This is a genomic window from Pseudomonas sp. R3-41, from assembly GCF_054161485.1.
In genome coordinates this window covers 3,394,865-3,421,257 of record NZ_CP096421.1, presented here as the reverse complement: position 1 = coordinate 3,421,257, position 26,393 = coordinate 3,394,865, and the positions used below count along the sequence as shown (strand labels likewise).

Annotated in this window: 20 protein-coding genes and 1 pseudogene; 5 read left to right on the top strand and 16 right to left on the bottom strand. The window is 63.1% G+C overall.

The window, feature by feature from the left end; translation table 11 throughout:
* Positions 1-9 precede the first annotated feature (9 nt).
* The 12 genes from M1D99_RS15245 to M1D99_RS15190 form a co-directional block, all read right to left on the bottom strand.
* Positions 10-816, bottom strand: a complete 807-nt coding sequence (locus tag M1D99_RS15245; protein WP_207962209.1) for an ABC transporter substrate-binding protein — start codon at positions 814-816, stop codon at positions 10-12.
* Between the two features lie 79 nt (positions 817-895).
* Positions 896-1,564, bottom strand: a complete 669-nt coding sequence (locus tag M1D99_RS15240; protein ID WP_434576275.1) for a GntR family transcriptional regulator — start codon at positions 1,562-1,564, stop codon at positions 896-898.
* A gap of 227 nt (positions 1,565-1,791) precedes the next feature.
* Entirely contained in the window at positions 1,792-2,733 is a 942-nt protein-coding gene (locus M1D99_RS15235; protein ID WP_434576273.1) for a helix-turn-helix domain-containing protein, read from the bottom strand.
* Between the two features lie 208 nt (positions 2,734-2,941).
* The gene (locus tag M1D99_RS15230) at positions 2,942-3,703 is read right to left on the bottom strand and encodes a 2-keto-4-pentenoate hydratase (RefSeq protein ID WP_458132105.1); all 762 of its coding nucleotides are present in this window, start codon (positions 3,701-3,703) and stop codon (positions 2,942-2,944) included.
* Positions 3,700-5,307, bottom strand: coding sequence for a bifunctional 3-(3-hydroxy-phenyl)propionate/3-hydroxycinnamic acid hydroxylase (locus M1D99_RS15225; RefSeq protein ID WP_434576270.1), 1,608 nt, complete (start codon positions 5,305-5,307; stop codon positions 3,700-3,702). Before M1D99_RS15225 ends, M1D99_RS15230 begins: the two co-directional genes overlap by 4 nt.
* Before the next feature lie 2 nt (positions 5,308-5,309).
* A complete protein-coding gene (locus tag M1D99_RS15220; RefSeq protein WP_458132104.1) occupies positions 5,310-6,173 on the bottom strand; it encodes an alpha/beta fold hydrolase in 864 nt (287 codons plus the stop codon).
* Between the two features lie 27 nt (positions 6,174-6,200).
* Positions 6,201-6,803: an amino acid synthesis family protein gene (locus M1D99_RS15215; protein WP_458132103.1), complete on the bottom strand. Its 603-nt coding sequence runs from the start codon at positions 6,801-6,803 to the stop codon at positions 6,201-6,203.
* Between the two features lie 14 nt (positions 6,804-6,817).
* Positions 6,818-7,267 carry a VOC family protein gene (locus M1D99_RS15210; protein ID WP_053122009.1) on the bottom strand — a complete coding sequence of 150 codons (450 nt, stop codon included), beginning with the start codon at positions 7,265-7,267 and terminating at the stop codon, positions 6,818-6,820.
* Between the two features lie 11 nt (positions 7,268-7,278).
* Entirely contained in the window at positions 7,279-8,319 is a 1,041-nt protein-coding gene (locus M1D99_RS15205) for a VPS10 domain-containing protein (RefSeq protein WP_434576264.1), read from the bottom strand.
* 12 nt (positions 8,320-8,331) lie between these two features.
* Positions 8,332-9,126: an SDR family NAD(P)-dependent oxidoreductase gene (locus tag M1D99_RS15200; protein ID WP_186705869.1), complete on the bottom strand. Its 795-nt coding sequence runs from the start codon at positions 9,124-9,126 to the stop codon at positions 8,332-8,334.
* A gap of 26 nt (positions 9,127-9,152) precedes the next feature.
* Positions 9,153-10,643, bottom strand: a complete 1,491-nt coding sequence (locus M1D99_RS15195; protein WP_434576262.1) for an aldehyde dehydrogenase family protein — start codon at positions 10,641-10,643, stop codon at positions 9,153-9,155.
* A gap of 10 nt (positions 10,644-10,653) precedes the next feature.
* Positions 10,654-12,195, bottom strand: a complete 1,542-nt coding sequence (locus M1D99_RS15190; protein WP_458132102.1) for an acetolactate synthase large subunit — start codon at positions 12,193-12,195, stop codon at positions 10,654-10,656.
* A 274-nt stretch (positions 12,196-12,469) separates the two neighbouring features.
* Here M1D99_RS15190 and M1D99_RS15185 point away from each other — a divergent pair, with 274 nt between their 5' ends.
* Entirely contained in the window at positions 12,470-13,222 is a 753-nt protein-coding gene (locus tag M1D99_RS15185; protein WP_434576259.1) for an IclR family transcriptional regulator, read from the top strand.
* 156 nt (positions 13,223-13,378) lie between these two features.
* Here the strand turns inward: M1D99_RS15185 and M1D99_RS15180 are convergent, their stop codons facing one another.
* The 4 genes from M1D99_RS15180 to M1D99_RS15165 form a co-directional block, all read right to left on the bottom strand.
* Positions 13,379-14,704: a hypothetical protein gene (locus M1D99_RS15180; protein WP_458132101.1), complete on the bottom strand. Its 1,326-nt coding sequence runs from the start codon at positions 14,702-14,704 to the stop codon at positions 13,379-13,381.
* Between the two features lie 83 nt (positions 14,705-14,787).
* Entirely contained in the window at positions 14,788-16,137 is a 1,350-nt protein-coding gene (locus tag M1D99_RS15175; protein ID WP_458132100.1) for an aminotransferase class III-fold pyridoxal phosphate-dependent enzyme, read from the bottom strand.
* A gap of 11 nt (positions 16,138-16,148) precedes the next feature.
* Complete coding sequence (locus tag M1D99_RS15170; RefSeq protein WP_434576254.1) at positions 16,149-17,570, bottom strand: aldehyde dehydrogenase family protein; 1,422 nt, start codon at positions 17,568-17,570, stop codon at positions 16,149-16,151.
* Between the two features lie 85 nt (positions 17,571-17,655).
* The gene (locus tag M1D99_RS15165; RefSeq protein WP_434576252.1) at positions 17,656-19,104 is read right to left on the bottom strand and encodes an APC family permease; all 1,449 of its coding nucleotides are present in this window, start codon (positions 19,102-19,104) and stop codon (positions 17,656-17,658) included.
* A 342-nt stretch (positions 19,105-19,446) separates the two neighbouring features.
* Between M1D99_RS15165 and M1D99_RS15160 the strand changes: the two are divergent.
* From M1D99_RS15160 to M1D99_RS15145, 4 genes and pseudogenes are all read left to right on the top strand, one after another.
* Positions 19,447-20,769 (top strand): annotated as a pseudogene (locus M1D99_RS15160) (PDC sensor domain-containing protein); the annotation flags it as partial.
* 102 nt (positions 20,770-20,871) lie between these two features.
* Entirely contained in the window at positions 20,872-21,627 is a 756-nt protein-coding gene (locus tag M1D99_RS15155; RefSeq protein WP_458132143.1) for a methyl-accepting chemotaxis protein, read from the top strand.
* Between the two features lie 89 nt (positions 21,628-21,716).
* Complete coding sequence (locus tag M1D99_RS15150) at positions 21,717-22,886, top strand: efflux RND transporter periplasmic adaptor subunit (protein ID WP_186705860.1); 1,170 nt, start codon at positions 21,717-21,719, stop codon at positions 22,884-22,886.
* Between the two features lie 3 nt (positions 22,887-22,889).
* Positions 22,890-25,985, top strand: coding sequence for a multidrug efflux RND transporter permease subunit (locus tag M1D99_RS15145; RefSeq protein WP_434576250.1), 3,096 nt, complete (start codon positions 22,890-22,892; stop codon positions 25,983-25,985).
* Positions 25,986-26,393 lie beyond the last annotated feature (408 nt).

Sequence of the window (26,393 nt, the reverse complement as noted above, 5' to 3'; positions counted from 1 at the left end):
CGGTTCACCTCAATCAAGGGTGTCACTGGAGACATGCCATTTGCCGAGCAGTTGGCTGTAGCTGCCATCGCTGCGCATATCGCCGATCACCTGCTGCACGGCGGCGGTCAGCTGCGGATCGTCCTTGCGAATACCCAGGCCGGTGAGAATCCGGCTGAAGGCCGGCACGCCTTCCTCGAACAGGTCGGGGGCCATGGTGGCGTAGTAACCGGCGGTTTCCACGGTGGTGCCGTAGGCGTCGACCTGGCTGATGCGCAGGGCCTGGAAGGCATCGGTGTCGGAGTTGTAGACCACCAGTTTCATGGGCGGCTTGCCGGCCTTGGCCAGGGTTGCGTTCTCGGCGTCGAGCAGGGTCTTGATGGTGGAGCCGTTGAGCACCGCGACCTTGTGACCAGAGAGATCCGGCAGTGTCTTGAGGCCCTTTGGATTGCCCTTGGGCACCACCACCGCCTGGCTGGAATACATGTAGTTGACGATGTCGATCACCTCGCGGCGCTCGGGCTTGTCGAACAGCTGGTCGACGATCATGTCGCACTGTTGGGCCAACAGCGCCGGGAGCAATCCGGAAAACGGGATCACCCGCCACTCCACCTTTTTGTCACCCAGGCGCTTGGCGATTTCCAGCCCCAGGTCCACGGTCAATCCCTTGGGTTTCTGCGCCTCATCGAAGGACACCAGCGGCGGCGAATCCATGCCTGAGCAGTAGACGAGTTTATCGGCCTTGAGCAAACGCTCCGGGACAACGGGCGCGGCAACCGCCCATTGCGCACAGAAACCCAAGGATAAAGCGGCAACCAACAGGCGAGGCTTATGCATGACCAGACACTCCAGTTCATTAATGACGGGCAGTACTCAAAGTCAAAACACGGGGCAGGCTCTAAGTGACCCGCTCTCGTTATTTTTTCGATTGCAGGAACTCGATCAATTCAGGGACGGTGCCTTCGATGTGCGCACGCACCACCGCCTCGGCCTTCTCGGCATCCCCCGCACGCAGGGCGTCGAGGATCAGCATGTGCTCCTGACGCGCACTCAGGGGCTTTTCCACATGCTGCAGCCACAGGCGCATGGGCGCTTCGATCAGGGAGTAAAGCGCGCTGATCTGCTTGAGCAATCGCGGGCGACCGCTGAGGCTGCACAGGTATTCATGGAAGGCGCGATGGCGGCTGACCCACTCGGCGCTTTCCTCGCGGTAATCGTCCATCTCGTCCAGCAAGCGCTCCAGGGCGGCCAGCTGGCGCTCACCAATCTTCGCCGTCGCGACACGCACCGCCAGGCCTTCGAGGGCGCTGCGCATTTCGAAGACTTCGTGCAACTCATCGATGTCTAGGCCGCTGACCACCGCCCCGCGATTGGGCCGCAAGGTCACCAGGCCCTGGGCATCCAGACGGCGAAAGGCTTCGCGCACCGGCATGCGGCTCATGCCGATCTCGTTGGCGATGTCCTCGGCAATCAGCCGCTCGCCCTTGCGTAACCGACCGCCACAAATGGCATCGAGCAGGAAGTTGTAGGCCTCCTCCTCGGCCGTCATGGGCGGGCGTTCAGCGTACGTCGGAGCAAATTGCATGGCAGCACCTTCTGCATTTTTGTATCCAATTATCCATGGATTCATAAAAGCAGAATGTATGCCAACCACACGCGTTATCGTGCAAGGGTTTGATTTAAAGGAAGTTGCCGAGGAGAACGACTGCCCGTCTCTGGCCCAGGGTGGTACGGGTGTGCTACCAAACAGCTCAGCGGCTGCCTTTTATCGGTGCAGGAAGGCGCTTCGGTAACACCGCAGGAGGCCACTCATCACGCCGATGCCCTGGGTGTGTCCGAGGGTGACTCGCCAAACAGCGCCCGGTAATGGACGGCAAAATGGCTCAGGTGGAAAAACCCCATCGCCACCGCGATTTCACTGACGTTCAGCGCGGCCGCACGGGTCGTGATCAATCGGCGGCGCACCGCATTGAGCCGCAGGTTACGCAGGTACTCCACCGGACGCATGCCGGTGACGGCCTGGAAACTGTTCTGCAGGGTCCTGCGGCTGACCCGCAATTGCTCGCACAAATCGAGGATGCTCAAGGGCACATCGGCGCTGGCCACGACCAGTTCCTGGCAACGCTTGACCAGGTAGGCGCTGACGGCAAAATTGCCGCGCCGGCCGCGCACCTCGTCCGTGGCGTGGCTGAACAGGTCGAGGAAGGCGTTGAGCAAAACGTCTTCGAGGATTTTCTCCGCGGCGGGATTGACCGCATCGGTCTGTTCCAAAAGGTGACGAAACAGTGGGTGGATCCGCTGTTGCACCCGGCGCAGTACCGCCTCATCCACGCTGACCTGGGACACGCTTTTCAAGCGTTTGAGCTGTTCGCTCGACAGTTCGTAGGCCGCGAGCTTGGCAAACCGCACCGTGTCGACATTGGCCGCGAAGAAATGCGTGCCTTCCGGGGCGTGCAGGACGAAATCTTCTCCATCGCGCAACAGCACGACGCTGTGGGCGCCCACCTGGTGCCCCTGCACCACCGGCGCACCACCCAAGGACATGGCAATGCACAAGCGTCCTTTTGGCGCGCAACCGCGCTGCACGACGCGTTTATCCAGCACCTCCTGGAAAATCTGGAAACGCTCGGCGCACACCTGCCGCAGCTCGCTGGACAGGCAACCGCGCCCGAGCTGGTCATAGACTTGTTGCCAACCCAGGATCGAGCCGGCGTGTTGCTGAGGATCATTGAAGGTACGGACTTCGGCGAACATGATCATTGTTCCTCGGTGGCGCTGTGCTTACTGCCTGGTACGGTTATGCAAGCAAGTCGGTAGCCCCGTGGCGAGGGAGCTTGCTCCCGCTTGACCGGAGCTGGCGCTCCAGCGCGAAGCGCTCACAAAAATGGGTCTGCTGCGCAGCCCAGCGGGAGCAAGCTCCCTCGCCACGGGTTCATCATTTCATTTGGGTGAACAGTGCTGACTACCGGAAATCCAAAGCCAGTTCCATGCCAAGCATGTGCAACCGGTACTCGGCAGCCTTGATGTCCAGAGGCGCCAACAAAGCCCCGGACAGCACCACCTGCCCCGCTTCGACACACTGCCCATCGGCCAGCAAGCGCCGGACCAGCCAGCACAGGTTGGCCTGGGGCGTGTCCTCCCGCGCCTGGGCATTGCCCTCGCCACAGGGCACCCCGTCACATTCCAGGCGATAGTTCACGTGGGCCAGTTGCCCCGGATGAAACCTGACCCGCGACCCCAGGCAATACAGCGCCGCGGCAGCATTGTCGGCCAGAAACGCGCCGACGCCGAAACGCCAGCCTTGCCAACGGCAATCGGCGATCTCGAACGCCGGCGCGACCTCGGAAATGGCGGCGAGAATGTCCTCGTCGCTATAGAAACCGGGCACCAGCGTGCGCCCCAGGACAAACGCCAGCTCGATTTCCAACTTCGGCTGGATCAGCCGTGCGAGGGATACCGTACGTCCAGGTTCCACGACCATGGCATCGGTCAGCGCCCCCAACACCGGCTCATCGATACCGAAACGATCCTGGGCGGCGCGGCCGGCGAAGGCCACTTTCCATCCGGTCAGCCGCTCACCGCCGACCTGGCGCCGACGCAGTGCCTCGCGCTGCAAGGTGTAGCCCGTCGGCAAATCGACGGCCTCGGGTTCCAACGAAGGCAAGGCGTGTATGGCCTGCCCGGCATCGTGAAGCCGGACCAGCAGATCCTCTTCGCGCCTCATGACAGTTGCTCCGCCAGTTTGCGCAATACGCCTTCGAGTCGCTCGGGGGTGGTGATCGCCGCAACGAACCGATCCGGCCGCACCACCACGACGCAATCTCGCACCTTGGCAAACCATTCCCCCAGGCGGTTATCGACGTCTTCGACGCAAATGGCACCGCTGGCCGACAAGGGTTGATTGCGCCCCACGCCACTGCGCGAGCGATTGATCTGGATGAAACGCGTGTCCCAGCGCGCCCAATAAGCAGCGGTCTGCTCGCTGAGTTGTTCGCTCGGATTGACCCGATACCCCAGCACCGCATAGGAATGCCCCAGGACCTCGTCCAGGCGCCGACGCTGGCCTTGGGCATCTTCGATGGACGGTTGGATGAACAGCTGTCCAACCAGATCATCCTCATGTAGCTCGGCACGCTCGTGATACACCAGGCCTTTGGTGATGGTCGCCTTGGGTTTGAACTTGAATTCCAGCAAATGCGAACGCAGGTTGTCGACGCTGTTGACTGCCTGGAACAACCAGTCCCGCACCCCGGCCATCAACGGGTTGGTCAGCCCCAGGACCGCGCCCATGTTGTCGGCCAACGCGATGAGATCGGTCGCGTGCCCGCGGCGCTCCTGGTCGTAACTGGCCAGAATCGCCGGCGCCGCCCGCCCCTGGAGAATCGCGGCGAGCTTCCAGCTGACGTTGGCGACATCACGCAGGCCCGAATTGAGCCCCTGCCCGGCCCAGGGCGGGGAAATATGCGCCGCATCCCCCACCAGTGCCACACGGCCCTGGACAAAGCGCGCCGCGACCCGGGAATTATGGGTATAGGCGCGGATCCGGATGATCTCCAGTTGATCGACCGCCTCGCCGATATGCCCGCGGATCAAGTCCCGAATCGTCGCCTCTTCGCACATCTTGCCCTCGTCTTCGCCCTCCAGGAGCATGAACTCCCAGCGCCGCTGCTGATACGGCAGGTAGATGCAGACAAAGGGTCGCTGAGGGTCGGCATGCAGGGCGGTGTACGGTGCATCCAGGGAGTCGTTGGCCGTGTCGATCACCACCCATTTGCGCGGATGGGTCAGCCCCAGCAGTTCGATGCCGAGTTTCTTGCGCACGCTGGAACGTCCGCCATCGGCACCGATCACGTACTGCGCCTGCAACTGATACAGCTCCCCTTGGGCATCGCGCACCTGCAAGGTCACGCCCTCGGCGTCCTGCTCCAGATCGAGCATTTCATGGCCCTGGCGCAACTCGACACTGGCGTGTTTGCCCAACTGCTCGCGCAGCGTCGTTTCCAGCAACTGCTGCATGAAGATGTTGCGCATCGGCCAGCCATAGTTCGCCGTGCTCGGCTTGACCTCGGCAAAACACACGCCCCGCGCATTGTAGTAACGCAGGGGCACGTTGCAGATCATGTCGCGCGCGGCCAGCTCAGCGATGCCGATGCCCTGCAACACCCGCAGCGCCTCGTCATCCATGCCCACCGCACGGGGATACGGCAGGACGCCGTCAGCCAACTCGAGGACGATGCAGTCGATGCCGTACAGCCCCATGTAATGAGCGGCCGTGATCCCGTTCGGGCCACCGCCCACGATGACTACCTGGGTTTTCTCCTGCTTCATCGCTATTCACCGCTTTGTTGTTGTGGTTTTAGGCATTGGTCGTACAAATAGTCCATGACGACAAGGTTGAACATTGCGCTCTGGTCATCATGAACGTAATGGCTGGCGTCGGCGATTTCCTCTGTGTTCACCCACTTGTTGGCCTGCTTTATCGACTCGAGGGTCGCCAGGGGCAGGAAGTCGGAACGGGCGCCACGAATGAACAGCGTCGGGCAATCCAGCGCCCGCACCGCCGGCCACAAGTCGGTCGGGGTAATGCTCAGGCGCGCCTGGGCAATGCCTTGCTGGTCGTGACGCCATTCGATTCCAGCCGGGGTTTCCTTCATCGAATACATCAACCTGGAGGCCAGTCCCTCCTCAGAGAGACCAGGTCGCGCTTGCAGCCAGAACTGGGCGGCGCTCTCCCAGTCAGGAAACAACAGCGGTGTCTGGCTCATCTCGCGCCGAATCCGCGCGGCGCCGTCACCGCTGACCGAAGAACCCGGGCCGATGTCCTCGATCACCAGTGCTTGCAGTCGTCCCGGATGGAGCCGCGCATACTCCAGTGCATTGGTGCCACCCAGAGAATGCCCCACCAGGACGAAACGCTGCAGCCCCAGGTGCGCCACCAGGTCTTCAAGATCGTTGACATAGACCTCGGTCCGGTAACTGGAGGCATCCGCCCAGTCACTGTAGCCGCGACCGCGCTGGTCAAGGGCATAGCAGCAGTACCGCTCGCCCAACGCATTGGCCAGGCCATCCCAGGTCTGGGCATAGGAGCGCAGCCCATGGAGCAGCAGCACGGGAATGCCTGACGCATCGCCCCATGACAGATAGTGCAGGCGCATCCTCGAACGATTGGTGAAGAACTGGCTGTTTGCAGACATTCGTTGGCTTCCCACGATCAGCGCCCCTCAATACAGGTCGTCATTGCCCTTGACGTCAGCCGCCTGGAGACCACCCAGGCGCGCATGCAAACGCCCGCGCGTGGCGAAGGCCCAGATGATGATCAACTCGTCGGCCGCCGGACCATCGCCGAACGACAGGGAAATGCTGTCGTAATGGGAACGGACATACAGCGCGTCCTTGTGGGCCAGCGGCACGTCGATGGTCACGCCAGGCCCGCCGCGCTTGCCGGTGGAAGGCACCCAGGACTTGCCGCCGCCCAACGCGACACGGATCGGATCCGCCGCCGGGTTGGTCAGCAACGCATTGCCGTGCTCGTACTCGCCCTGGCTGCCTACCAGGCAGGCCTTGCCATAACTGACGATCTCACGCTGGCCCGCCAGTACGCGAATGCGCCGACCAAACTCCTGGCCCAGCAAGGGCGACGGTTCTATCAACTCCGCCAGGCTTTCACTGAAACGGCCGGCGTAAGGGTTGGCGATCACCGCGCCAATGGCGTACTTGAACAACGGCTCGCCATCGGCCAACTGGCCGGTTTCGTTGGCCAGGGTTTCCTCGACGAAGCTGTACCATTTGCGGATGTGATAACTGGCGAAATTCGCGGTTTTCATAAGAGCAGTCTCATTCAAAGTGGGTCGAGATCGAAATGCCGGCTGGGGGCGCCAGCGGCCTTGAAGCGGGCCTTGCCGAGCGCGTCGTCGTGTTCGGACTCGAGGAAAAATTCCATGCGATTGCCATCGGGGTCGTTGAAATACACGCCGTTGCCGATCTCGTGGTCGGTGATCTTCACCACCTCGACGCCCTTGTTCAGCAACATGCCGTAGAGCTTGCGCAGGGTGGTCATGTCGCCCGCGATCTCCAGCCCGTAGTGCTGCAATCCCAGGCCGCCCTGGTGGGCCCCAGGCTCGGCGCGGAGCAACGCGATGTCGTGATGCTTGGCACCAAACGCCATCATGATCCAGCTTTCACCCCGGGCGCTTTCATGCATGCCCAGCACGTCGGCGTACCAGCGTGCCGACACTTCCGGGTCGCGCACGAACAACGACAGGTGAGTACGAACGACTTCGACTTTCATCGCACGGTCCCTCAGTTTTTCTTGATGATGGATTGATGCCCGGACTTGATTTGCGCCACGGCGGGCGTCCAGAGCACATCAGCGATTTCACTGAACTCGCGCCACTGCTTCTGCCAGCCGTCACCGCCATTCTCGGAGGTGAACAGGTGCCCGTACTTGGTACCGGCGACGATCTGGCGAGGGTCGGCAGGGTTCAAGGCAATCGCCCAGACACAGGAGTTGGGTTGTTGCGGCAGTGGCAGCACTTCCCAACTGACGGCGGCATCCCGGGAGACCAGCACCTTGCTGGTGGTGCCTGGGGTGCCGTCGGAGATACTCAGGTACAGCGTATCCTCGCTGCCCAACGCCGCATTCATGGCGCGCACGTAGTACAGGCCGAAGGTTTCCCGGGCGACGATGCCAGTCCAGGTCTGCCCTTCGTCGAGGCTGCGGTACACGGCGTTGACGCACACCACGACGATGACCTTTTGCCCGTGATTGGGCAGGACCACGATGTTGTGCACGTCCGAGTTGTAGTCCCACAGCAAGCGATCGTCGACGCGGGTCCAGCTGTCGCCACCGTCACGGCTGTGGAACAGCCCGCCCTCTTCCAGGCCGAACCAGAGCTGGTTGCGGTCTGTCGGGTCGTAGGCGAAGGCCAGCAAGCGTGGACGACTGACGCCGTCGCAGAATTCCGGGATTTCCACCGGGGCCCGATCCCAGCTCTGGCCACCATCGAGGGTGCGCCACAGCACGGCGCGTGACGGCGCGCCGGTGCCGACGAAAATCCGCTGCGCATCCTGGGGATCCACCGCGACCTTCCAGACCGTCTGCCCATTGAACGGCGAATCCACCCGCTGCCAGTGGCCGCCAGTGTCACGGCTGACGCACAGGCCAACTTCGGTGCCGGCGTAGATCACCTCGGGCGTGCCCGGATGAAAACTCAGGGACCGGGTGATCGCATCGAATTCCAGGTCCTGGCCCAGGCCCAGGCGATGCCAGGTACGGCCATCGTCGGCGCTGCGGATCAGCGCTTGCCCGACGGTGGCGACCAAAAGGGTTCCGTTACTCATCACTGCTGCTCCTCAAATGAAGATGCCACGGGTCAAGCCGCCGTCGATGCCAATCGATTCCCCGGTCACCGCACCGGCCTTGGGGGACGCGAGGAAACCGATCAGCCAGCCCATTTCGATGGGGGCCAGGGTGCGTCGGATCGGCGTCGCGTCGATGTAGCCCTGCTCCACCTGCTCGGGCGTCTTGCCCTGCTTGACCCCTTCACGCTCGTACAGCTCCTGGATGTGCGGGGTGTCGACCACGCCGGGGTGGATCAGGTTGACCGTGATGCCGGACGGGCCGAGTTGGTCGGAGAGGGTCTTGGTCATGTGGGCGATGGCCAGGTTGCGCATGCCCGAGAGCACCTTGCTGCCACGCCCGGTCAGGCCACCGATGTTGATGATGCGACCGAAACCGCCGGCCTTCATGTGCGGGGTCACGGCCTTGGCGCAACGGAAATAGCCGATCACCTTGGTGTTGAGGTCCGAGAGCAGTTCATCGTCGCCGGCATGTTCGATGTCGTTGCGCACCACGCCGGACGGGGCCGCCGCGCCGTTGACCAGGATATCGATGCGGCCAAAGTGCTTGTGGGCCGCTTCGACCATGTCGGACACCGCCGACATCTGGTTGGTGTCACAGAACAGTGGCAGCACTTCGTTGCCGGTCTCTGCGCTGATTTCCTCGGCGGCCTGCTGGAGGTATTCCATGCGCCGCGCGCAGATCACCACCTTGCAGCCTTCCTGGGACAGAAAGCGCGCGACTTCCTTGCCGATGCCCATACCACCGCCGGTGACGATCGCCACGCGGCCTTGCAATTCCAGATCCATAGCAGTTCCTCTTGTGATTATTCGGCTCAGGCCAGATCGACGAAGACACTTTTGGTTTCGGTGTAGGCATCGATCACGTTCTTGCTCATTTCCCGACCCCAGCCGGATTGCTTGTAGCCACCAAAGGGCGAGGCCGGGTCGACGACGTTCCAGCAGTTGATCCACACCGAGCCGGCCTTCAACTGCGCCGCCACGCGATGGGCTGAGCGCAAGTCACGGGTCCACAGTCCGGCCGCCAGGCCATAAGGCGAGTCGTTGGCACGCAGCACCAGCTCGTCGATTTCGGTCCAGCTCATGACGGTCAGCACCGGGCCGAAGATTTCTTCCCGGGCGACACAGGCGCGCTCGGCGCGGTCGAGAAACACGCTGGGGCGGATGAAGTGGCCGCGCTCCAAATGGTCGGGACGATCACCGCCGCAGATCAGTTCGGCGCCCTCTTCCTGGCCCCGTTGCAGGTAGCCACGCACCGTGCCCAATTGCCGGGCCGAGACCAGCGGGCCCATGCTGTTGGCCGGATCCAGGCCTGGCCCCAACACATGGGCGGCGGCGTGGCGCTGGAGCTCTTCGAGCACCTGGTCGAGGACACTGGCGTGCACGTACAGACGCGAACCGGCGGTGCAGACCTGGCCCTGGTTGTAGAAAATGCCATCGGCGGCGCCTTTGGCGGCCCGGACGATGTCGGCGTCCGGCAGGATGATGTTGGGGGACTTGCCACCCAGCTCCAGGGAGACCTTCTTCATGTTGCCGGTGGCCGCCTGGGCGATCAGCCGGCCCACTTGGGTCGAACCGGTGAAGGCGATCTTGTCCACGTCCGGGTGCTGGGCCAGCGGTGCGCCAGTGCGCGCGCCGAGGCCGGTGAGCAGGTTGACCACCCCGGCCGGGAAACCGGCGGCCTCGATCAATTGCACCAGGCGAATGGCAACCAGGGGCGTCTGTTCGGCGGGCTTGAGCACCGCAACACAACCGGTCGCCAGCACCGGGCCGAGCTTCCACACGCACATGGTCAGCGGGAAATTCCACGGCACGATCAACGCGCAGACGCCCACCGGCTCGCGCAAGGTGTAGTTGAGCATCGGCGCGCCACTGGCGGGCGACACCGGCAGCGTGCTGCCTTCGATCTTGGTTGGCCAACCGGCGAAGTAACGAATGATATTCGCGGCGCTGGCCGCTTCGCCCCGAGCCGCTGCGATCGGCTTGCCGTTTTCCAGGGTGATCAATTGCGCCAGCTCTTCGCGATGCTGGTCGAGCAGTTCCGCCAGGCGAAACAGCAGCAACCCGCGCTGGGCCGGCGACTGCTGCGCCCAAGCTCCGGTGAAGGCCGCGCGGGCGGCAGCGACGGCGGCATCCACGTCCCGTTCGCCGCCTTCGGCGACTTCGGCCAGGGTGTGTTCAGTGGCCGGGTTTTCCACGGCAAACCGGCGACCATCGGCGGCGTCCTGCCAGGTGCCGCCGATAAACAGGCGCCCGGGTAACGACAGGAACTTCTCGACCGCGGGTAACAATTGAATCTGGTTCATATCCCCTCCTTCACAGCGCCATTTCAATCAGGCAAGGGCCGCCATCGGCCTTGGCGTTGGCCAGGGCGCGCTGCAACTCGCCGTTGGTGTGCACGGTGCTGGCCGGCAAGCCGTATCCCTTGGCCAGGGCCTTCCAATCGATGCGAGGACGGTCCAGTACCGTCAGGCTCAGGGCCTCGGGGCCCAGCTCGGTCATGCCGAAGCGGCGCAGTTCGTTTTGCAGGATGGCGTAGCGATGGTTGGCCGCGATCAGGATCACCACCGGCAATTGCTCCCGGGCGATGCTCCACAAGGTCTGGATCGTGTACTGGGCACTGCCGTCCGATTGCAGGCAGAACACCTTGTTGCCACGCTCGGCCATGGCGGCGCCAAAGCCCACCGGGATGCCCTGGCCGATGGCCCCACCGGTATTGGTCAAGACCCGATGCCGTGCGGCATGGGCCGAGGCAGTGAAGAACGGATAGCCGCACGTCCCGCCTTCCACCGACACGATGCAGTCGTCCGGCAGCGACGCGGCCAACACCTGGCCCACGGATTGGGGCGTCAACGTGGCTTCGCTTGGCGGCAGTTCGATACCGCTTGGCGTGGGCACATAAGCCGGTGCTTCAAGGGCATCGGCCAGCGCAGTGAGCGCCCCGGCAACGTCGTCCCCCACCTCAGCCAGGCACAGCAGGCGTTCGCGCTCGGCCAGCCGCGAGGCAATGCCTTCGTAGCCGAAATAGCTGATGGGTTCGGGGACGCCGGCGCAGACCACCGCGTCATATTGATCCAGGATCTCGATGGCCACTTCAGGGAAGTAAGGCAGGCGATCCAGGTCCGGCAGGCCACCACCGCGATAACTCACGCGGGGAAAGGTTTCGGCGAACAGGCGCACGCCCGGCAGTCGGGCCAGACGCCCCGCCGCTTCGAGTCCGGCGACGGACAAGCCTTGGTCGCCGACGATAAACACCAGGCGCCGGCCGTCGCGCAGTGCCTGGGCGACCGCCTCGATCCGGTCACCGGCAAAACGCCGGACCGGGGCCTGCAATGCGGTGAAGGCTTTCTCGTGCTGCACCGTGTTGGCTTGCAGGTCCATCGGCAGGATCAGGCTGGCGATCTGGCCGTTGGCTTTCCAGGCGGCACGCACCGCCTCCTGGAAATCTTCACCAACGCCCGATGCCGTGCGCGAGGTACGTACCCACGTGGAAACGCTGCCGGCCAAGGCCTGGATATCACTGGCCAACGGCGGATCGTAATTGACGTGCCAGGACGCGTGATCGCCGATGACGTTGACGATCGGGGTGTTGGCGCGACGGGCGTTGTGCAGGTTGGCGATGCCATTGGCAAAGCCGGGACCGAGGTGCGTCAAAGTCATCGCCGGCTTGCCGGCAATCCGGCCGTAGCCGTCCGCTGCACCGGTGCATACCCCTTCGAACAAGGACAGTACCGGCTTGAGGGCTGGCGCGCTGGCCATGGCTGCCACCAGGGGGATTTCAGTCGTTCCGGGGTTGGCGAAGCAGTATTCGATTCCGCTTGCCACCGCCGCCTTCACTATCAGTTGCGCACCATTCATTTCCAGCCCTCTTCATCGAGCGTTTGCAGTGGCTGAGATTTATCACACAGCCTAATCGACAAAACAAGCTATTTTTCTGCATTTAAATCATATATTGAGATAAATGCGTATTATTGAAGATAAAACGACCTGGAATAAGATTGCATTTCTCACGCGTTCGGTTATCGTGACAACGCGCTCCTGAGGGCATGCGCGGGCTTTTCATCACCGCCGCGGCTACCTATAGTGCTCACCCAACGCCCCCCCTACGCGCCATTCCCCCTTTAGGAGCGAAATGAGCAGTCTGAGCAAAATGCTGAGCGTGCTGGACCTTTTCGGCCCGGCCACGCTGAAGATCGACCCCGATACCATCGCCGAGCGCATGGGCCTGTCACGAGCGACCGTGTACCGCTACGTCAAGGATTTGTGCGATGCCGGCCTGCTGGTTCGGGTGGATGCCGGCAGCTACGGCCTGGGGCCACGCATCATTGAGCTGGACTGGATGATGCGGCAGTACGACCCGATCCTCGTGGCCGGCCGCGAGTTGATGCACGAGCTGTCCGATGCCACTGGCCTGGCGGTGTTTGCCAGCGTTTTCTACGACGGCCGCATCATCAACACCTACATCGCCGAACCCAGCGACACCTACCAGTTCTCATTCGGCCGCGGCCAGCCGCTGCCGTTCTTTCGCGGTGCGCAATCCAAGGTGTTGATCGCTTTCCAGAAGGGTCGACGCCTGCAACGCCTGTTCGAAGAGCACCTGGCCAACGACCCCCACGGCAGCTATGACTGGGCAAGCTTTTCCAAGGCCGCGAAAAAGATCCGCAAGGACGGCTATTGCATGACCCACGACGAACTCAACCTGGGGCTCACCGGTATCGCGGCGCCGATCGTCAACCCCGAACTCGACGACGTGGTGGGCAGCCTGTCGGCCGTCGGCAGCACCGACAGCTTCAAGCTGCTGCGCCAGGAAACCGTGATTGAAATGGTGATGGACACGACCCGGCGGATTGCCGAGCGGATGCAGAATCCGCCTGCCATCTGCTAGAAAGCAGGGGCACTGCTCATTCAAGAGAAACACTGTCCCTGTGGCGAGGGAGCTTGCTCCCGCTGGACTGCGTAGCAGGCCCAAAAAAGAGGGGCCGCTGCGCGACCCAGCGGGAGCAAGCTCCCTCGCCACAGGGTTTATCGAACAGCCCTGGCCTCAGAACGGCACAGCCACCGTCACCTGGCTGTAGACGTTGGTGCCATTGCCGCTCACTTGATTGCCCCCCGTCGTTGCGTCCCGATCCGGCTTGTAGAGGCCGATCAGCGGCGTGACGATCAAATGCTCGTTCACCGCCCATTCGACGTACAGGTCCAACTCGCGGGCATCCAGGTTCAGCGCGTTGTCTTTACGCACGGTGTTGTAGTCGAAGTACAGCGCACCGAGGGTCAGGTTCTCCAACGGCTTGGCTGTCAGGCCGACATGATGAATGCCCGTGTTGCTGTTGAAGGGCCCGGCATAATTACCCGCGACTTCGCCCTGGAACCAGGTGCCATAACCGGTGCTCTGCCCGGTGAACAGCGAATCCCACTTCTGTGAATAGCGGGTGTAGCGGTACGTCAGCTTGGGGGCCCAGGCGAGATCGGCAAAGGTGTAGCCGGCCTCGGCGTACCAGGCGTTCTGCGGGCCGGCGTCCTTGTCTTGCCAAGCGTATTCGAACGCCAGGCTCGCATTTTCAATGCCGGCGTCGCCTTCACCGCGAATACTGTAGACGTCCATGCCCTTGCGTTGCCGCTGGAAATCGCTGGCCCACCGGTCGTTCACATCCAGGCCGTGGATCCAGGTCAACCCCAAGGTCCCGGCCTTGGCGGTGTAGTCCAGCGTGCCGGCGGCCAGTTCGGTTTCGGCCTGGGCGCGGTTGTCGGACTTGAGCCACACCACGCTGCCATGCAGCCCCTCCTGCCCGCCCAGGCGCAACACGGCAGTCTGATCGAACGCGTGCCGGGCCGCCAGGTAATAGGCGCCACCGCGATTCAAGCGACCGTCGGCAGGCCCTTTGCCCAGGTTCGGCCCGTCATCGTTGATCAAAAAGCCCCTGCCCAGCTTGACCACCTGCCGCCCGCCGGAGATATCGACACCGTCCTGCCCCAGCACGGGGAACAGGTCGGCGGAGCGCCACCCCAGGTACGCGTCTTCGATCTTCGTCGTGCGTTCGCTGCCCAGCGAATTGCCGGCCGCGTCGCCATCGCCCCAGGTGGCGGAACTGACCAGGCTGAACGCACCGTAGGCGGTGCCATGGCCGGCCAGGCCCTGGTCGCCGCTGACGCCATACTTGATGAAACCTTCGCGCCAGGTTGAACCGCCGGGCCTGCCGTCGTAGTTCTTGCGACTGTTGAAATGGCCGAACACTGCCAGCAGGTCGGCGTTGAAATGCGTGTCGTCATCGGCATACAACTCATAGGCCTGGACCTGAGTCGCGGCGCAAAGCGCCAGCGTACAGGCCAGGCCACTGCCGAAAATTTCCATACGCGATAGGTTCCGCATGGCTGGAGCTCCTTGTGCTGCGCCTTTTGAAGGCTGTTTTTATATTCAGGGAGCCGGCACGGCATACCGCGCCGGCTTACAAATTAGCGGCAGTCGGCGAGCGCACCGTCCAACGCACCGACCATCAGGGCGGCCTCGTCGCTGGTGAGGGTCAGCGGCGGCGACATCACGATCTTGTTGCCAATCGGGCGCACCAATACGCCGGCCCGACGCGCTTGCTCGGCGATGCGCGAGGCCAGGCCGTTAGCGGGGTCAAGCGGCTCGCGGGTGACCTTGTCCGCCACCAGGTCCACGGCGATCATCAAGCCCTTGCCGCGCACTTCGCCCACCACCGCGTAACGTTCGGTCAACGGCTGCAATTGCTTCAGCAATTGGGCACCGACTTTCCCGGCATTGCCCGGCAAGTCCTCGGCCTCGACGATGTCCAGCACCGCCAGGGCCGCCGCACACGCCGTCGGGTGTCCGCTGTAGGTGTAGCCGTGCATGATCACGTTGCTGAAACCCGGACCGTTTTCGATGGCATCGACGATGCGCTGGTTGAAGACCGTGGCGCCCATGGGGATATAACCGGCGGTGATGCCCTTGGCCAGGCACAGCACGTCGGGCGCGACGCCCCAGCCCCGGCTGCCGAGCATGCAGCCGGTGCGGCCGAACCCGGTGACCACCTCATCGGCGATCAACAGGATGCCGTGGCGGTCGCAGACTTCCCGCAGCCGCTTCCAGTAATGCGCCGGCGGCACGATCACGCCACCGGCGCCTTGCACCGGTTCGGCAATCAACGCGGCAATGGTCTGCGGGCCGAGCAGCGCGATCTGGTCTTCCAACTGGCGAATGCAGTGAGTGGTCAACTCCTCTGGATCGCGGCAGTCCCAGGGGTTGCGGTACAACCACGGCGTATCGAGCAGATGACAGCCGGCCAACAGCGGCCCATGGTTGTAGTGATACACGCCGTTGCCACCCACTGAGGTGCCGCCCATGTGCACGCCATGGTAGCCATTGCGCAACGACAGGAAACGCGTGCGCCCTGGCTCGCCGCTGGCGATCCAGTATTGGCGGGCCATTTTCAGGGCCGTCTCGACCGCATCGGAACCACCGGAACTGAACAGCACCCGCGCCATGTTTTCCTGGGCGAACATCGACGTCAGCCGCTCGGCCAGGTCGAACACCCGTGGATGGGCAATGCCGTCGAAGGTCTGGTAATAAGCCAGTTCGTCCATCTGCGCGGCGATGGCCGCCTTCACCGAAGGCCGGTTATGGCCCACGTTGACGTTCCACAGGCCGCCGACACCGTCGAGCATGCGATGCCCCTCGATATCGGTGATGTAGTTGCCGTCGCCCCGGGCGATGATCAACGTCTTGGAGCGGTTGGCGGGCGCCGAAGAACTCATCGGGTGCCAGAACTTCTTCTGTGCTGTCTTGTAGTGCTCGTACATGGTTGCAGTCCTCATTCTGTTTCACGCTTGCGTACGTACAGCAGTTGCTGGCCGGTAAACTCCAGCAACCCTTCAAGGCCGAACTCGACGCCGAACCCGGACATCTTGCTGCCGCCAAACGGCGTATTCGGCTGGATCTGCGCATGGCAGTTGACCCAGGCCATGCCGCATTCCAGGCGACTGGCCAGTGCCTGGGCCTGCTCGCTGTCGCGGCCCCAGACCGATCCACCCAGGCCCATGTCGCCGGCATTGGCGCGACGCAGGACGTCCTCGACATCCTGGTAGGCGATCAGCGGCAACACCGGGCCGAACTGTTCCTCGTCCACCAGGCGCTGCCCGTCGGTCACATCGGCGACCAACGTCGGCGGGTAGAAAAAGCCCGGGCGGTCCAGACGGGCACCGCCGCACAACACCCGCGCTCCATGGGCGCGGGCATCGGCCACCAGCTCCTCAACCAGCTTCAACTGTTCGAGGTTCTGCACCGGGCCAAACGTGACCCCAGGCGCCAAGCCGTCACCCACCACCTGACGCTGGGCGATCCGGGCCAGGGCCTGGGCAAAGGCTTCGTACTGGGATTGGTGGATGTACAAACGCTTGAGGGCCGCGCAGGTCTGGCCCATGTTCAGGAAAGCCGCCTGGAAAATGTCTTCGGCCACCGCCTCCACCGGGGTTCCGGGCAGCACGATGGCCGCGTCGTTACCGCCCAGTTCCAGGGTCAGGCGCTTGAGGTTGCCGGCAGCACCGCGCATCACGCTTTGGCCGGTGGCGGTCGAACCGGTGAAGACGATTTTCTGGATACCGGCATGGGCCGTGATCGCGCTGCCAAAACCTTGTTCGCCGGTCACGCTATTGATCACCCCTCGAGGCACATGGCGCGCGATGATCTCCACCAGGCGCAGGGTGCTCAGGGGCGTCAGGCTTGACGGTTTGCTGATCACACAGTTGCCGGCCCGCAACGCTGGCATGATGTGCCAGACGGCGATCATGAACGGCCAGTTCCAGGGCGTGATCGACGCGACGACGCCCAACGGCTTGCGGTGCAGCTCAATGCGCTGGCTCGGGGTTTCTTCCACCAATTCCACAGGGATCTGCTGCTCGGCGGCGTAGCGCGTCCAGGCCACCGCCCCCATCACTTCAGAAAACGCCAGCTCCAGCGGTTTTCCCTGCTCCAGGACAATCAGCCGGGCCAACGACTCGGCGTCCTGCTCGATGTCCGCCGCGATGTCCAACAGGCGTTGGCGGCGATCTTCATGGGTGCTGTGGCGCCACTCGACAAAGGCCGCTTGCGCCGCCTCGACGGCAAGGTCCAGTTGGGTCAGGGAACCGGCCGGACACTGGGCGAACACCGTGGCGGTGGCTGGATTGAGCACATCGAAGTGGCCGTTCTCGCCGTCGACCCGAGTTCCATCGATGAGCATTTGATAATCGTGCATGACACCTTCCTTTCGCGCGCTGCCGGACCGTCCCGAACGGCAGCGGATTTATTGTCTGGGTAGATTGATGGGGTCGCGCGGTGCCCTAGAGCTTGTGGCTGCCCAACGCCATGAACCGCTCGGGCGAGGCCTTGCGCAATCGGGCGGCGAGGTACACGCCGACGATCAGCGCGACGGGAATCACCGCACAAAGTCCGTAGGACAAAAGCTGGCTGGCGCCGGTGAGCACGTCGAAATGAATCACCGCAAGGGCCAGGACCGCCAACAAGGCCAGGCACGAGAAGCCCGGAAGAATCCGACCGCGCCAGAGCCCCAGCTTCAACTCCGGGTGCGCGCGGAAATAAACCAATACCGCCGCCGAGGTCAGGGCCATGAGCAGGATCACGCACAGCGTGGCCAGGTTGGAAAACCAGGCGAACAGTTGCAGGATCGGATCGGCATCCAGCGCGGCGAAGATCAGCACCACCACCGCGGCGATCAGGCTTTGCAGGACCGAGCCCATGTGCGGGCTTTGATGCACGCGATGGGTGGTGCCCAAGCGGCTGTGCAGCAAACCGTCACGCCCGATGGCATAGAAGTAACGGGCCGCGGCATTGTGGAACGCCAGCAGCCCGGCGTAGATGCTGACCATGAACAGCACGCGGATGACCTGGGTCAGGTGCGGACCGACAAAGTGGTCGGACATGCCGTAGATGAACGTGGTGGGATCCTGCAGCGCTTGCAGGGTCGGCACGATCTTGTCCGCCCCTACGCCAATCACCATGGCCCAGACCGACAAGGCATAGAAACCACCGATCAACAGCACCGAGCTATAGGTGGCGATGGGAATCGTACGGTGCGGATTCCTGGCCTCCTCGCCGTAGATGGTGGTGGCCTCGAAGCCAATGAACGCCGCGAAGCAGAACAGCAAGCCGATGGATGGCGTACCGCTGAACACATGGCTGCGATCGAACGAATCGAGGTTGATGCCGCTGTCGCCACCGGTCTTGAGGATGGCGAAATCCAGCGTCAGGATCGCCAGGTATTCGGCAATGACCACCACCGACAGCACCCGGGCCGACAGGTCGATCTTGCGATAGCCGAGAATCGCAATGCTCGCCATCGCCAGGAGCGAATAGGTCCACCACGGCAAGTCCAGGCCAAAGACGCTGGCCATCGTGCCGCTGACCACGCCGCCGAACATGCCGTACAGGCCGATCTGCAGGATGTTATAGGCAAACATCGCCAGCACCCCTGCCGCGCCTCCGGCCAAGCCCCCCAGGCCGCGAGAGGTGAACGCATAAAAACCACCGGCATTGGTCATGTGCCGGGACATGGCGGTGTAGCCCGCCGAAAATGCCAACAACACCAACAGCGCCAGGAGCAGCAACGCCGGTGTGCCGGCGCCGTTGCCCAGCATGATGCCAATGGGGAAGCCACCAGCGATGACACTCAAGGGGCTCGCCGCCGAAATCACGAAGAAGATGATGAAGCCGACACCCAGGGCACCGCGCTTCAACTCCGTCGAGCTGCTGATCGGGAAAGATACGCTCATTGTTCTTGACCTTATTGTATGAGGCAGTTGTTGCTGGACCGCAGACGCCAGCTTCGCCGACTTTCAAGCGCTTATTGTTCTGCTTGCACGCTGGATTCGATGCTAGGCCCTGACCAAAACCCTTCGCTATCCCAAAACGGCAGCATCCGAAGCGCTGCCCCAAAACAGGTCAACCCAGCTGTAATCCTATTCACTTAGGACCAACGACATCCCTGTGGCGAGGGAGCTTGCTCCCGCTGGGTCACGAAGCGGCCCGTCTTTTCTGGGCCTGCTGCGCAGTCCAGCGGGAGCAAGCTCCCTCGCCACAGGTTTTGTGTCTTCTTGGCGGAGCCGCATTGCCCTATGCCGGAGCACAACCGCTGCCGATTCGGGATAACGGGAAAGAGCCTCCTGCCGCAAGATAACCTCGCCCACCGCTCAAACCGTGCTGGGCACAGAACAATAAAAATCCTCACGCAGGAAAACCTCAGCATGTCCTTCACTCGTCTCTCTATCCAATGGCGGATCACGCTCCTGAGCGGCCTGTGCCTGCTGGCCGTCGTCGGGGCACTGACCGGTGCCTCGCTGTATCAGAGCCAGCAAAGCGCAACGCTGCTCAAGCAGCAAAGCAGTCAACTGCTGGGGCGCTCGGCCCTGGAAGGTTTGCAGGCACAGGGTCTGGCCCACGGTCAGCGGGTGGAACGGTTTTTCAGCGAAACGGCGATCTATGGGGAAGGTTTTGCCCAGCAAGTCCTGCAACTGCGCGCCCAGGCGTGGAACGGGCGACTGACACCGGGGCAACTGCGTCGGGACTTGATCGCCGCGACCCGCCAGGCCCTTCAGAACCGCGAAAAAGTGCTGGGCTTCTACGTGGTGCTGCTTCCCGACGCGCTGGTCGGTGAAGATGCCGGTTTCACCGGCCAACGGGATCTGGCCGGCAATGAAACAGGTCGCTTTGCCCTGTACTGGTCGCAAAGCCAACCCGGCCATCTGGTGCAAGAAGTGCTCAGCGAAGCCCAGATCAGTGCCAACACCGCGCCACCGGGCAGCGAGCCGGCCAACGCCTGGTACGTCTGCCCCCAGACCCAAGGGCGCACCTGCGTGACCGAGCCCTATGCGATCGAGGTCGAAGGGCAGAAGACGTTGATGAGCAGCATCTCCATACCGCTGCTGGACCAGGGCAAAGTCATCGGTGTCGTCGGCATGGACATCAGCCTCGATACCCTCCAGCAGCTCGCCGCCAGCCTGGCCAACGACCTGTACCCCGGCCACAGCGAAATCAATATCCTTTCCCCATCCGGGCAAATTGCTGGCCACAGCGGCACCGTGGCGGGTACGTCTGTCGATGTGCAGCAAGCCGTGCAAACCGCTCCGGCAAACGCCCCTTGGCAATTGCAGATACGCGTGCCGGAAACGCTGGTACAAGCGCCGGCCCTGCACATGCAGGCCCAATTGGACGACAAGCATCGCCAGGCCAATTGGTTCAATCTCAGCCTGGGCTTGCTGGCTGCCGGCTTGGGCCTGTTACTCATCTGGCTCACCGCCTACGGCGTGACCCGGCCACTGCTGAGGGTGGCGCAGATGCTCGATGCGATTGTCGACGGCGACGGCGATCTCACCCAGCGCCTGCCCGACGACCGTCACGATGAATTGGGCCATCTGGCCCAGGGCTTCAATCGTTTTCTCGATAAACTGCAGCCCATCATCCGCGATATCCAGCAAGCCTCCCTGGACACCCGCAACACCGCCGACACCTCGGCGCAGGTGGCCCGGGAAGTCAGCGCGGGCATGCACACGCAGTACCGGGAAGTCGAACTGGCGGCAACCGCCTTGCATGAAATGAGCACCAGCGCCCAGGAAGTGGCGCGCCATTCCCACCAGGCGGCCGATGCCGCCACCGTCGCCGAAAACGCTAGCCGATCAGGGCGGGAACTATTCGCCAACGCGGTCAACAGCATCGACAGCCTCGACCGCTGCCTGGAAACCACCCTCGAGCAAGTGCAGGCACTGGCCGGCAACAGTCAGCACATCGGCCAGGTGTTGGATGTGATTTGTGCGATTGCCCAGCAGACCAACCTGCTGGCATTGAATGCCGCCATCGAGGCCGCCCGCGCTGGCGAACAGGGCCGTGGCTTCGCGGTGGTGGCCGACGAAGTCCGGCATCTGGCGAGCAATACGCAGAATTCGGTCGAACAAATACGCTCGGTGATCGAAGCGTTGCAGCAACTGAGCCAGGACGTCGTGCACAGCACCCAGTCGAGCCGCGAGCTGGCCAGGGACAGCGTCGTTCAAGTCGATAAGACCCAGGCGGCGCTGCAGCGCATCACCGATGCCGTGGAAGTGATCGAACACATGAACCAGCAGATCGCCAGCGCGGCCCTGGAGCAAAGCGCTGTCGTGGAAGACATCAGCCATCGCGTCAGTGACATTCGCGGCATCAGTGAAACCTTGACCAGCCGCATGGAGGAAGCCTCGCAGGCGAGCCACTCGTTGCATGCCATGGCCAACCACCAGCAGCAGTTGGTGGGGCATTTTCGGATCTGATTACACAATTTCACAGAGCGCCTACAAAGCTTCACCCCTGCCGCAGGCCTCGGTCCCTACCATGGGCGGCTCAATCGTGGGGAAGCACCATGTCCAAGACTCCTTTCGTCACACTGGGCCTGTTGGTCGGCGCGCTGCTGCTCAGTGGTTGTGATAGCGCCTCGAACCCGCAAGCCTCCGCCCCGCTGCCCAGTGTGCGTGTGGAAACCGTCCAGGCCCGGCCATTGTCGATCAGCAACGAACTGAGCGGGCGGATCGCCGCGCCACGGGTCGCCGAAGTCCGGGCGCGGGTGGCCGGCGTGGTCTTGCAGCGAGTGTTCCATGAGGGCCGCGACGTCAAGCAGGGCGAGGTGCTGTTTCGCATCGATCCGGCGCCGTTCAAGGCCGACCTGGACAGTGCCGAGGCGGCGTTGCGCAAGGCCGAGGCCAATGCGTTCCAGGCCCGCTTGCAAGCCCAGCGTTATGCCCAGTTGATCGATGACAAGGCGATCAGTGGCCAGGACTACGACAACGCCCGGGCCAACGTGCGCCAGACGGCCGCTGACGTCGCCGCCAGCAAGGCCGCGGTGGAACGGGCGAAACTGAACCTGGGGTATGCCACGGTGACCGCACCGATTTCCGGGCGCATCGGCCGCGCCCTGGTGACGGAAGGTGCCTTGGTGGGGCAGAACGAAAGCACGCCGTTGGCGCTGATCCAGCAACTGGACCCGATCCACGCCGACCTCACGCAATCGACCCGCGAACTCAACGACCTGCGCCGCGCCTTTCGCGCAGGTCAGTTGCAAGCAGTCGGCCAGGGCCAGGCCAAGGCCACCTTGATCCAGGACGACGGCAGCCCTTACCCGTTGCCCGGCAAGTTGCTGTTCACCGACCTCAGTGTCGACCCGAGCACCGGCCAGATCACCTTGCGCAGCGAATTTCCCAACCCCGACCTGGACCTGCTGCCGGGCAGTTTCATCCGCGTGCGTCTCGAACAAGCGGTCAACAGCCAAGGCATCACCGTGCCGCAACGGGCCATCCTGCGTGACAGCGCCGGGGTCGCCCAGGTGTTGCTGTTGGACGCCGAGCAAAAGGTCAGCCAGCAACCGGTGCAACTGGGCGCCGCGCAAAACGATCGCTGGGTCGTTACCCACGGCTTGAAACCCGGCGACCGCATCGTCATCGAAGGCCTGCAACACGCCCGTCCCGGCGAGCAAGTCCGGGTCGACGACTCCCCACTTCCCCTCGCCCAGGTTCCCGGGCCACAGGCAGGACACTAAGCCATGCCGCAATTCTTCATCGACCGTCCGGTGTTCGCCTGGGTCGTCGCCTTGTTCATTCTGTTGTCCGGTGTCCTGGCCATTCCACAACTGCCGGTGGCCCAATACCCGGTCGTGGCCCCGCCACAAATCGAGATCTACACCGTGTACCCGGGCGCTTCGGCGCAAACCGTGGACGAAAGCGTGGTCAGCCTGATCGAGGAAGAACTCAACGGCGCCGACAACCTGCTGTATTTCGAATCCCAAAGCAGCCTGGGCAGCGCGACCATCACCGCGACCTTCCAGCCTGGGACCAACCCGGAACTGGCCCAGGTCGATGTGCAGAACCGCCTCAAGGCGGTGGAGTCGCGCCTGCCGCAAGCGGTCACGCAGCAAGGCTTGCAGGTGGACAAAGTCTCCGCCGGCTTCCTGCTGCTGATCACCCTCACCTCCAACGACGGCAAGCTCGACGACGTGGCCCTCAGCGACTACCTGGCGCGCAACGTGATGAACGAGATCAAGCGCCTGGACGGTGTCGGCAAGGCCCAGCTGTACGGCGCCGAGCGGGCCATGCGGATCTGGATCGACCCCCGGAAACTGGTGGGTTTCAACCTGACCCCCGCCGACGTCAACGCCGCCATCGTGGCGCAGAATGCCCAGGTGTCGGCCGGCAGCCTGGGGGATCTGCCGAGCCGCAGCACCCAGGAAATCACCGCGACCATCGTCGTCAAAGGCCAGCTCAATACGCCGCAAGAGTTCGCCGACATCGTACTCAAAGCCAACCCCGATGGCTCGACGGTGCGCATCGCCGACGTGGCACGGGTGGAAATCGGCAGCCAGGAATACCAGTTTTCCACGCGCCTGAACGGCAAGCCATCCACTGCCGTGGCGGTGCAACTCTCACCGGGCGCCAACGCGTTGAACACCGCGACCCTGGTGCGCAACAAGATGGATGAGCTGTCGCGCTACTTCCCGGCCGGCGTGGAATACAAGATCCCCTACGACACCTCGCCGTTCGTCAAAGTCTCGATCACCAAGGTGATCTATACCCTCGGCGAAGCGATGCTGCTGGTGTTCGCGGTGATGTTCCTGTTCCTGCAGAACATTCGCTACACGCTGATCCCGACATTGGTGGTGCCGGTGGCGTTGATGGGCACCTTCGCGACGATGCTGGCGCTGGGGTTCTCGATCAACGTGCTGACCATGTTCGGCATGGTGCTGGCCATCGGCATCCTGGTGGACGACGCCATCGTGGTGGTGGAGAACGTCGAGCGAATCATGGCCCAGGAAGGCTTGTCGCCCAAGGAAGCCACGCGCAAGGCCATGGGGCAAATCACCGGTGCGATCATCGGCATTACCCTGGTGTTGGTGGCGGTGTTCATTCCCATGGCGTTCATGCAGGGCTCGGTGGGGGTGATTTACCAACAGTTCTCGCTGTCGATGGCGACGTCGATTTTGTTCTCGGCCTTTCTCGCCCTGACCTTGACCCCGGCACTTTGCGCGACCTTGCTCAAACCGGTCGCCCAAGGTGATCACCACGGCAAAAACGGTTTCTTCGGCTGGTTCAACCGTGGTTTCGACCGATTCGGCGACCGCTATCAAGGATGGGTGGCCTACGCGCTGAAACGCAGCGGCCGATACCTGCTGATCTACGGCGTGCTGCTGGTGGGCATGGGCCTGCTGTTCAGTCGCCTGCCCTCCTCGTTCCTGCCGGTGGAAGACCAGGGCTACACCATCACCGACATCCAGCTGCCACCGGGCGCGAGCAAAAACCGGACGGTGCAGGTGGTGGAGCAGATCGAGGCGCACAACGCCGGTGAGCCGGGGGTCGGCGACAGCACGGTCATCCTCGGTTTCAGTTTCTCCGGCAGCGGGCAGAACGCGGCCCTTGCGTTCACCACCCTCAAGGACTGGTCGCAACGCGGCGCCGAGGACTCGGCGGCATCCATCGCCGACCGCGCGAACCTGGCACTGAGTCAGATCAAGGACGCCATGGCGTTCTCGGTGTTGCCGCCGCCCGTGGACGGCCTGGGCACCTCCAGCGGTTTCGAGTTCCGCTTGCAGGACCGTGGCGGCCTCGGCCACGCCACGCTGATGCAGGCCCGCAGCGAATTGCTCGCCGCCGCCGAAAAAAGCCCGATGCTGATCAATGTCCGCGAAAGCGCCCTGGCGGAGGCGCCGCAAGTGCAACTTGAAGTCGACCGCAAGCAGGCCAATGCCCTGGGGATTTCCTTCGCCGATGTCGGCGGTGTGTTGTCCACGGCGGTGGGTTCGGCCTACATCAACGACTTCCCCAACCAAGGGCGGATGCAGCGGGTGGTGGTGCAGGCCGAGGGCGACCAGCGCAGCCAGGTCGAGGACTTGTTGAAGATTCACGTGCGTAACAGCAGCGGGAAAATGGTGCCGTTGTCGGCCTTCGTCCAGGCCCGCTGGACCCAGGGGCCAGCGCAATTGACCCGCTACAACGGCTATCCGGCGGTGAGCATTTCCGGCGAACCGGCCCCGGGCTACAGCACCGGGCAAGCCATGGCTGAAATCGAACGGTTGGTGGCCCAAGGGCCGACGGGCCTGGGCCAGGAATGGACCGGGTTGTCCTTGCAGGAACGTCTGTCCGGCAGTCAGGCGCCGATCCTGCTGGGCCTGTCGCTGCTGGTGGTGTTCCTGTGCCTGGCGGCGCTGTACGAGAGTTGGTCGATCCCGACCTCGGTGCTGCTGGTGGTGCCGCTGGGTGTGCTCGGCGCGGTGCTGGCCGTGTCGTTGCGCGGCATGCCCAACGATGTGTTCTTCAAGATCGGGCTGATCACCATCATCGGCCTGTCGGCAAAGAACGCGATCCTGATCATCGAGTTCGCCAAGAGCCTGTACGACGATGGGCATGACCTGATCGACGCCACGCTCCAGGCCGCCCGCCTGCGCCTGCGACCGATCATCATGACGTCCCTGGCGTTCATCCTCGGCGTGGTGCCGCTGGCAATCGCCACCGGTGCCAGCTCGGCGAGCCAGCAGGCCATCGGCACCGGGGTGATCGGCGGCATGATCACCGCCACCCTGGCGGTGGTGTTCGTGCCGGTGTTTTTCGTGGTGGTGATGAAGCGTGTCAGGCGTATTGATTCAAAATAAGGCCAGGCCGGGCCACTGCTATCGCGAGCAAGCTTTGCTCCCACAGGGATTTGAGTTGAACGCCTATCCGGCGATCACCCCGGGACAATTGTGGGAGCGGGCTTGCTCGCGAAGAGGCCGGCACATTCACCATCTTTATTGACGATGACGCCGCCTTCGCGAGCAGGCTCGCTCCCACAGGGATTTGAGTTGAACGCCTATCCGGCGATCACCCCGGGACAATTGTGGGAGCGGGCTTGCTCGCGAAGAGGCCAGCACATTCAACATCTTTATTGACTGTGTCGCCGCCTTCGCGAGCAGGCTCGCTCCCACAGGGATTTGAGTTGAACGCCTATCCGGCGGTCACCCGGGACAAACTGTGGGAGCGGGCTTGCTCGCGAAGAGGCCGGCACATTCAACATCTTTATT

Coding starts and splice junctions, on each gene's coding strand:
- M1D99_RS15245 (WP_207962209.1), bottom strand. CDS start 816: ATGCATAAGCCTCGCCTGTTGGTTGCCGCTTTATCCTTGGGTTTCTGT.
- M1D99_RS15240 (WP_434576275.1), bottom strand. CDS start 1,564: ATGCAATTTGCTCCGACGTACGCTGAACGCCCGCCCATGACGGCCGAG.
- M1D99_RS15235 (WP_434576273.1), bottom strand. CDS start 2,733: ATGTTCGCCGAAGTCCGTACCTTCAATGATCCTCAGCAACACGCCGGC.
- M1D99_RS15230 (WP_458132105.1), bottom strand. CDS start 3,703: ATGAGGCGCGAAGAGGATCTGCTGGTCCGGCTTCACGATGCCGGGCAG.
- M1D99_RS15225 (WP_434576270.1), bottom strand. CDS start 5,307: ATGAAGCAGGAGAAAACCCAGGTAGTCATCGTGGGCGGTGGCCCGAAC.
- M1D99_RS15220 (WP_458132104.1), bottom strand. CDS start 6,173: ATGTCTGCAAACAGCCAGTTCTTCACCAATCGTTCGAGGATGCGCCTG.
- M1D99_RS15215 (WP_458132103.1), bottom strand. CDS start 6,803: ATGAAAACCGCGAATTTCGCCAGTTATCACATCCGCAAATGGTACAGC.
- M1D99_RS15210 (WP_053122009.1), bottom strand. CDS start 7,267: ATGAAAGTCGAAGTCGTTCGTACTCACCTGTCGTTGTTCGTGCGCGAC.
- M1D99_RS15205 (WP_434576264.1), bottom strand. CDS start 8,319: ATGAGTAACGGAACCCTTTTGGTCGCCACCGTCGGGCAAGCGCTGATC.
- M1D99_RS15200 (WP_186705869.1), bottom strand. CDS start 9,126: ATGGATCTGGAATTGCAAGGCCGCGTGGCGATCGTCACCGGCGGTGGT.
- M1D99_RS15195 (WP_434576262.1), bottom strand. CDS start 10,643: ATGAACCAGATTCAATTGTTACCCGCGGTCGAGAAGTTCCTGTCGTTA.
- M1D99_RS15190 (WP_458132102.1), bottom strand. CDS start 12,195: ATGAATGGTGCGCAACTGATAGTGAAGGCGGCGGTGGCAAGCGGAATC.
- M1D99_RS15185 (WP_434576259.1), top strand. CDS start 12,470: ATGAGCAGTCTGAGCAAAATGCTGAGCGTGCTGGACCTTTTCGGCCCG.
- M1D99_RS15180 (WP_458132101.1), bottom strand. CDS start 14,704: ATGCGGAACCTATCGCGTATGGAAATTTTCGGCAGTGGCCTGGCCTGT.
- M1D99_RS15175 (WP_458132100.1), bottom strand. CDS start 16,137: ATGTACGAGCACTACAAGACAGCACAGAAGAAGTTCTGGCACCCGATG.
- M1D99_RS15170 (WP_434576254.1), bottom strand. CDS start 17,570: ATGCACGATTATCAAATGCTCATCGATGGAACTCGGGTCGACGGCGAG.
- M1D99_RS15165 (WP_434576252.1), bottom strand. CDS start 19,104: ATGAGCGTATCTTTCCCGATCAGCAGCTCGACGGAGTTGAAGCGCGGT.
- M1D99_RS15155 (WP_458132143.1), top strand. CDS start 20,872: ATGCACACGCAGTACCGGGAAGTCGAACTGGCGGCAACCGCCTTGCAT.
- M1D99_RS15150 (WP_186705860.1), top strand. CDS start 21,717: ATGTCCAAGACTCCTTTCGTCACACTGGGCCTGTTGGTCGGCGCGCTG.
- M1D99_RS15145 (WP_434576250.1), top strand. CDS start 22,890: ATGCCGCAATTCTTCATCGACCGTCCGGTGTTCGCCTGGGTCGTCGCC.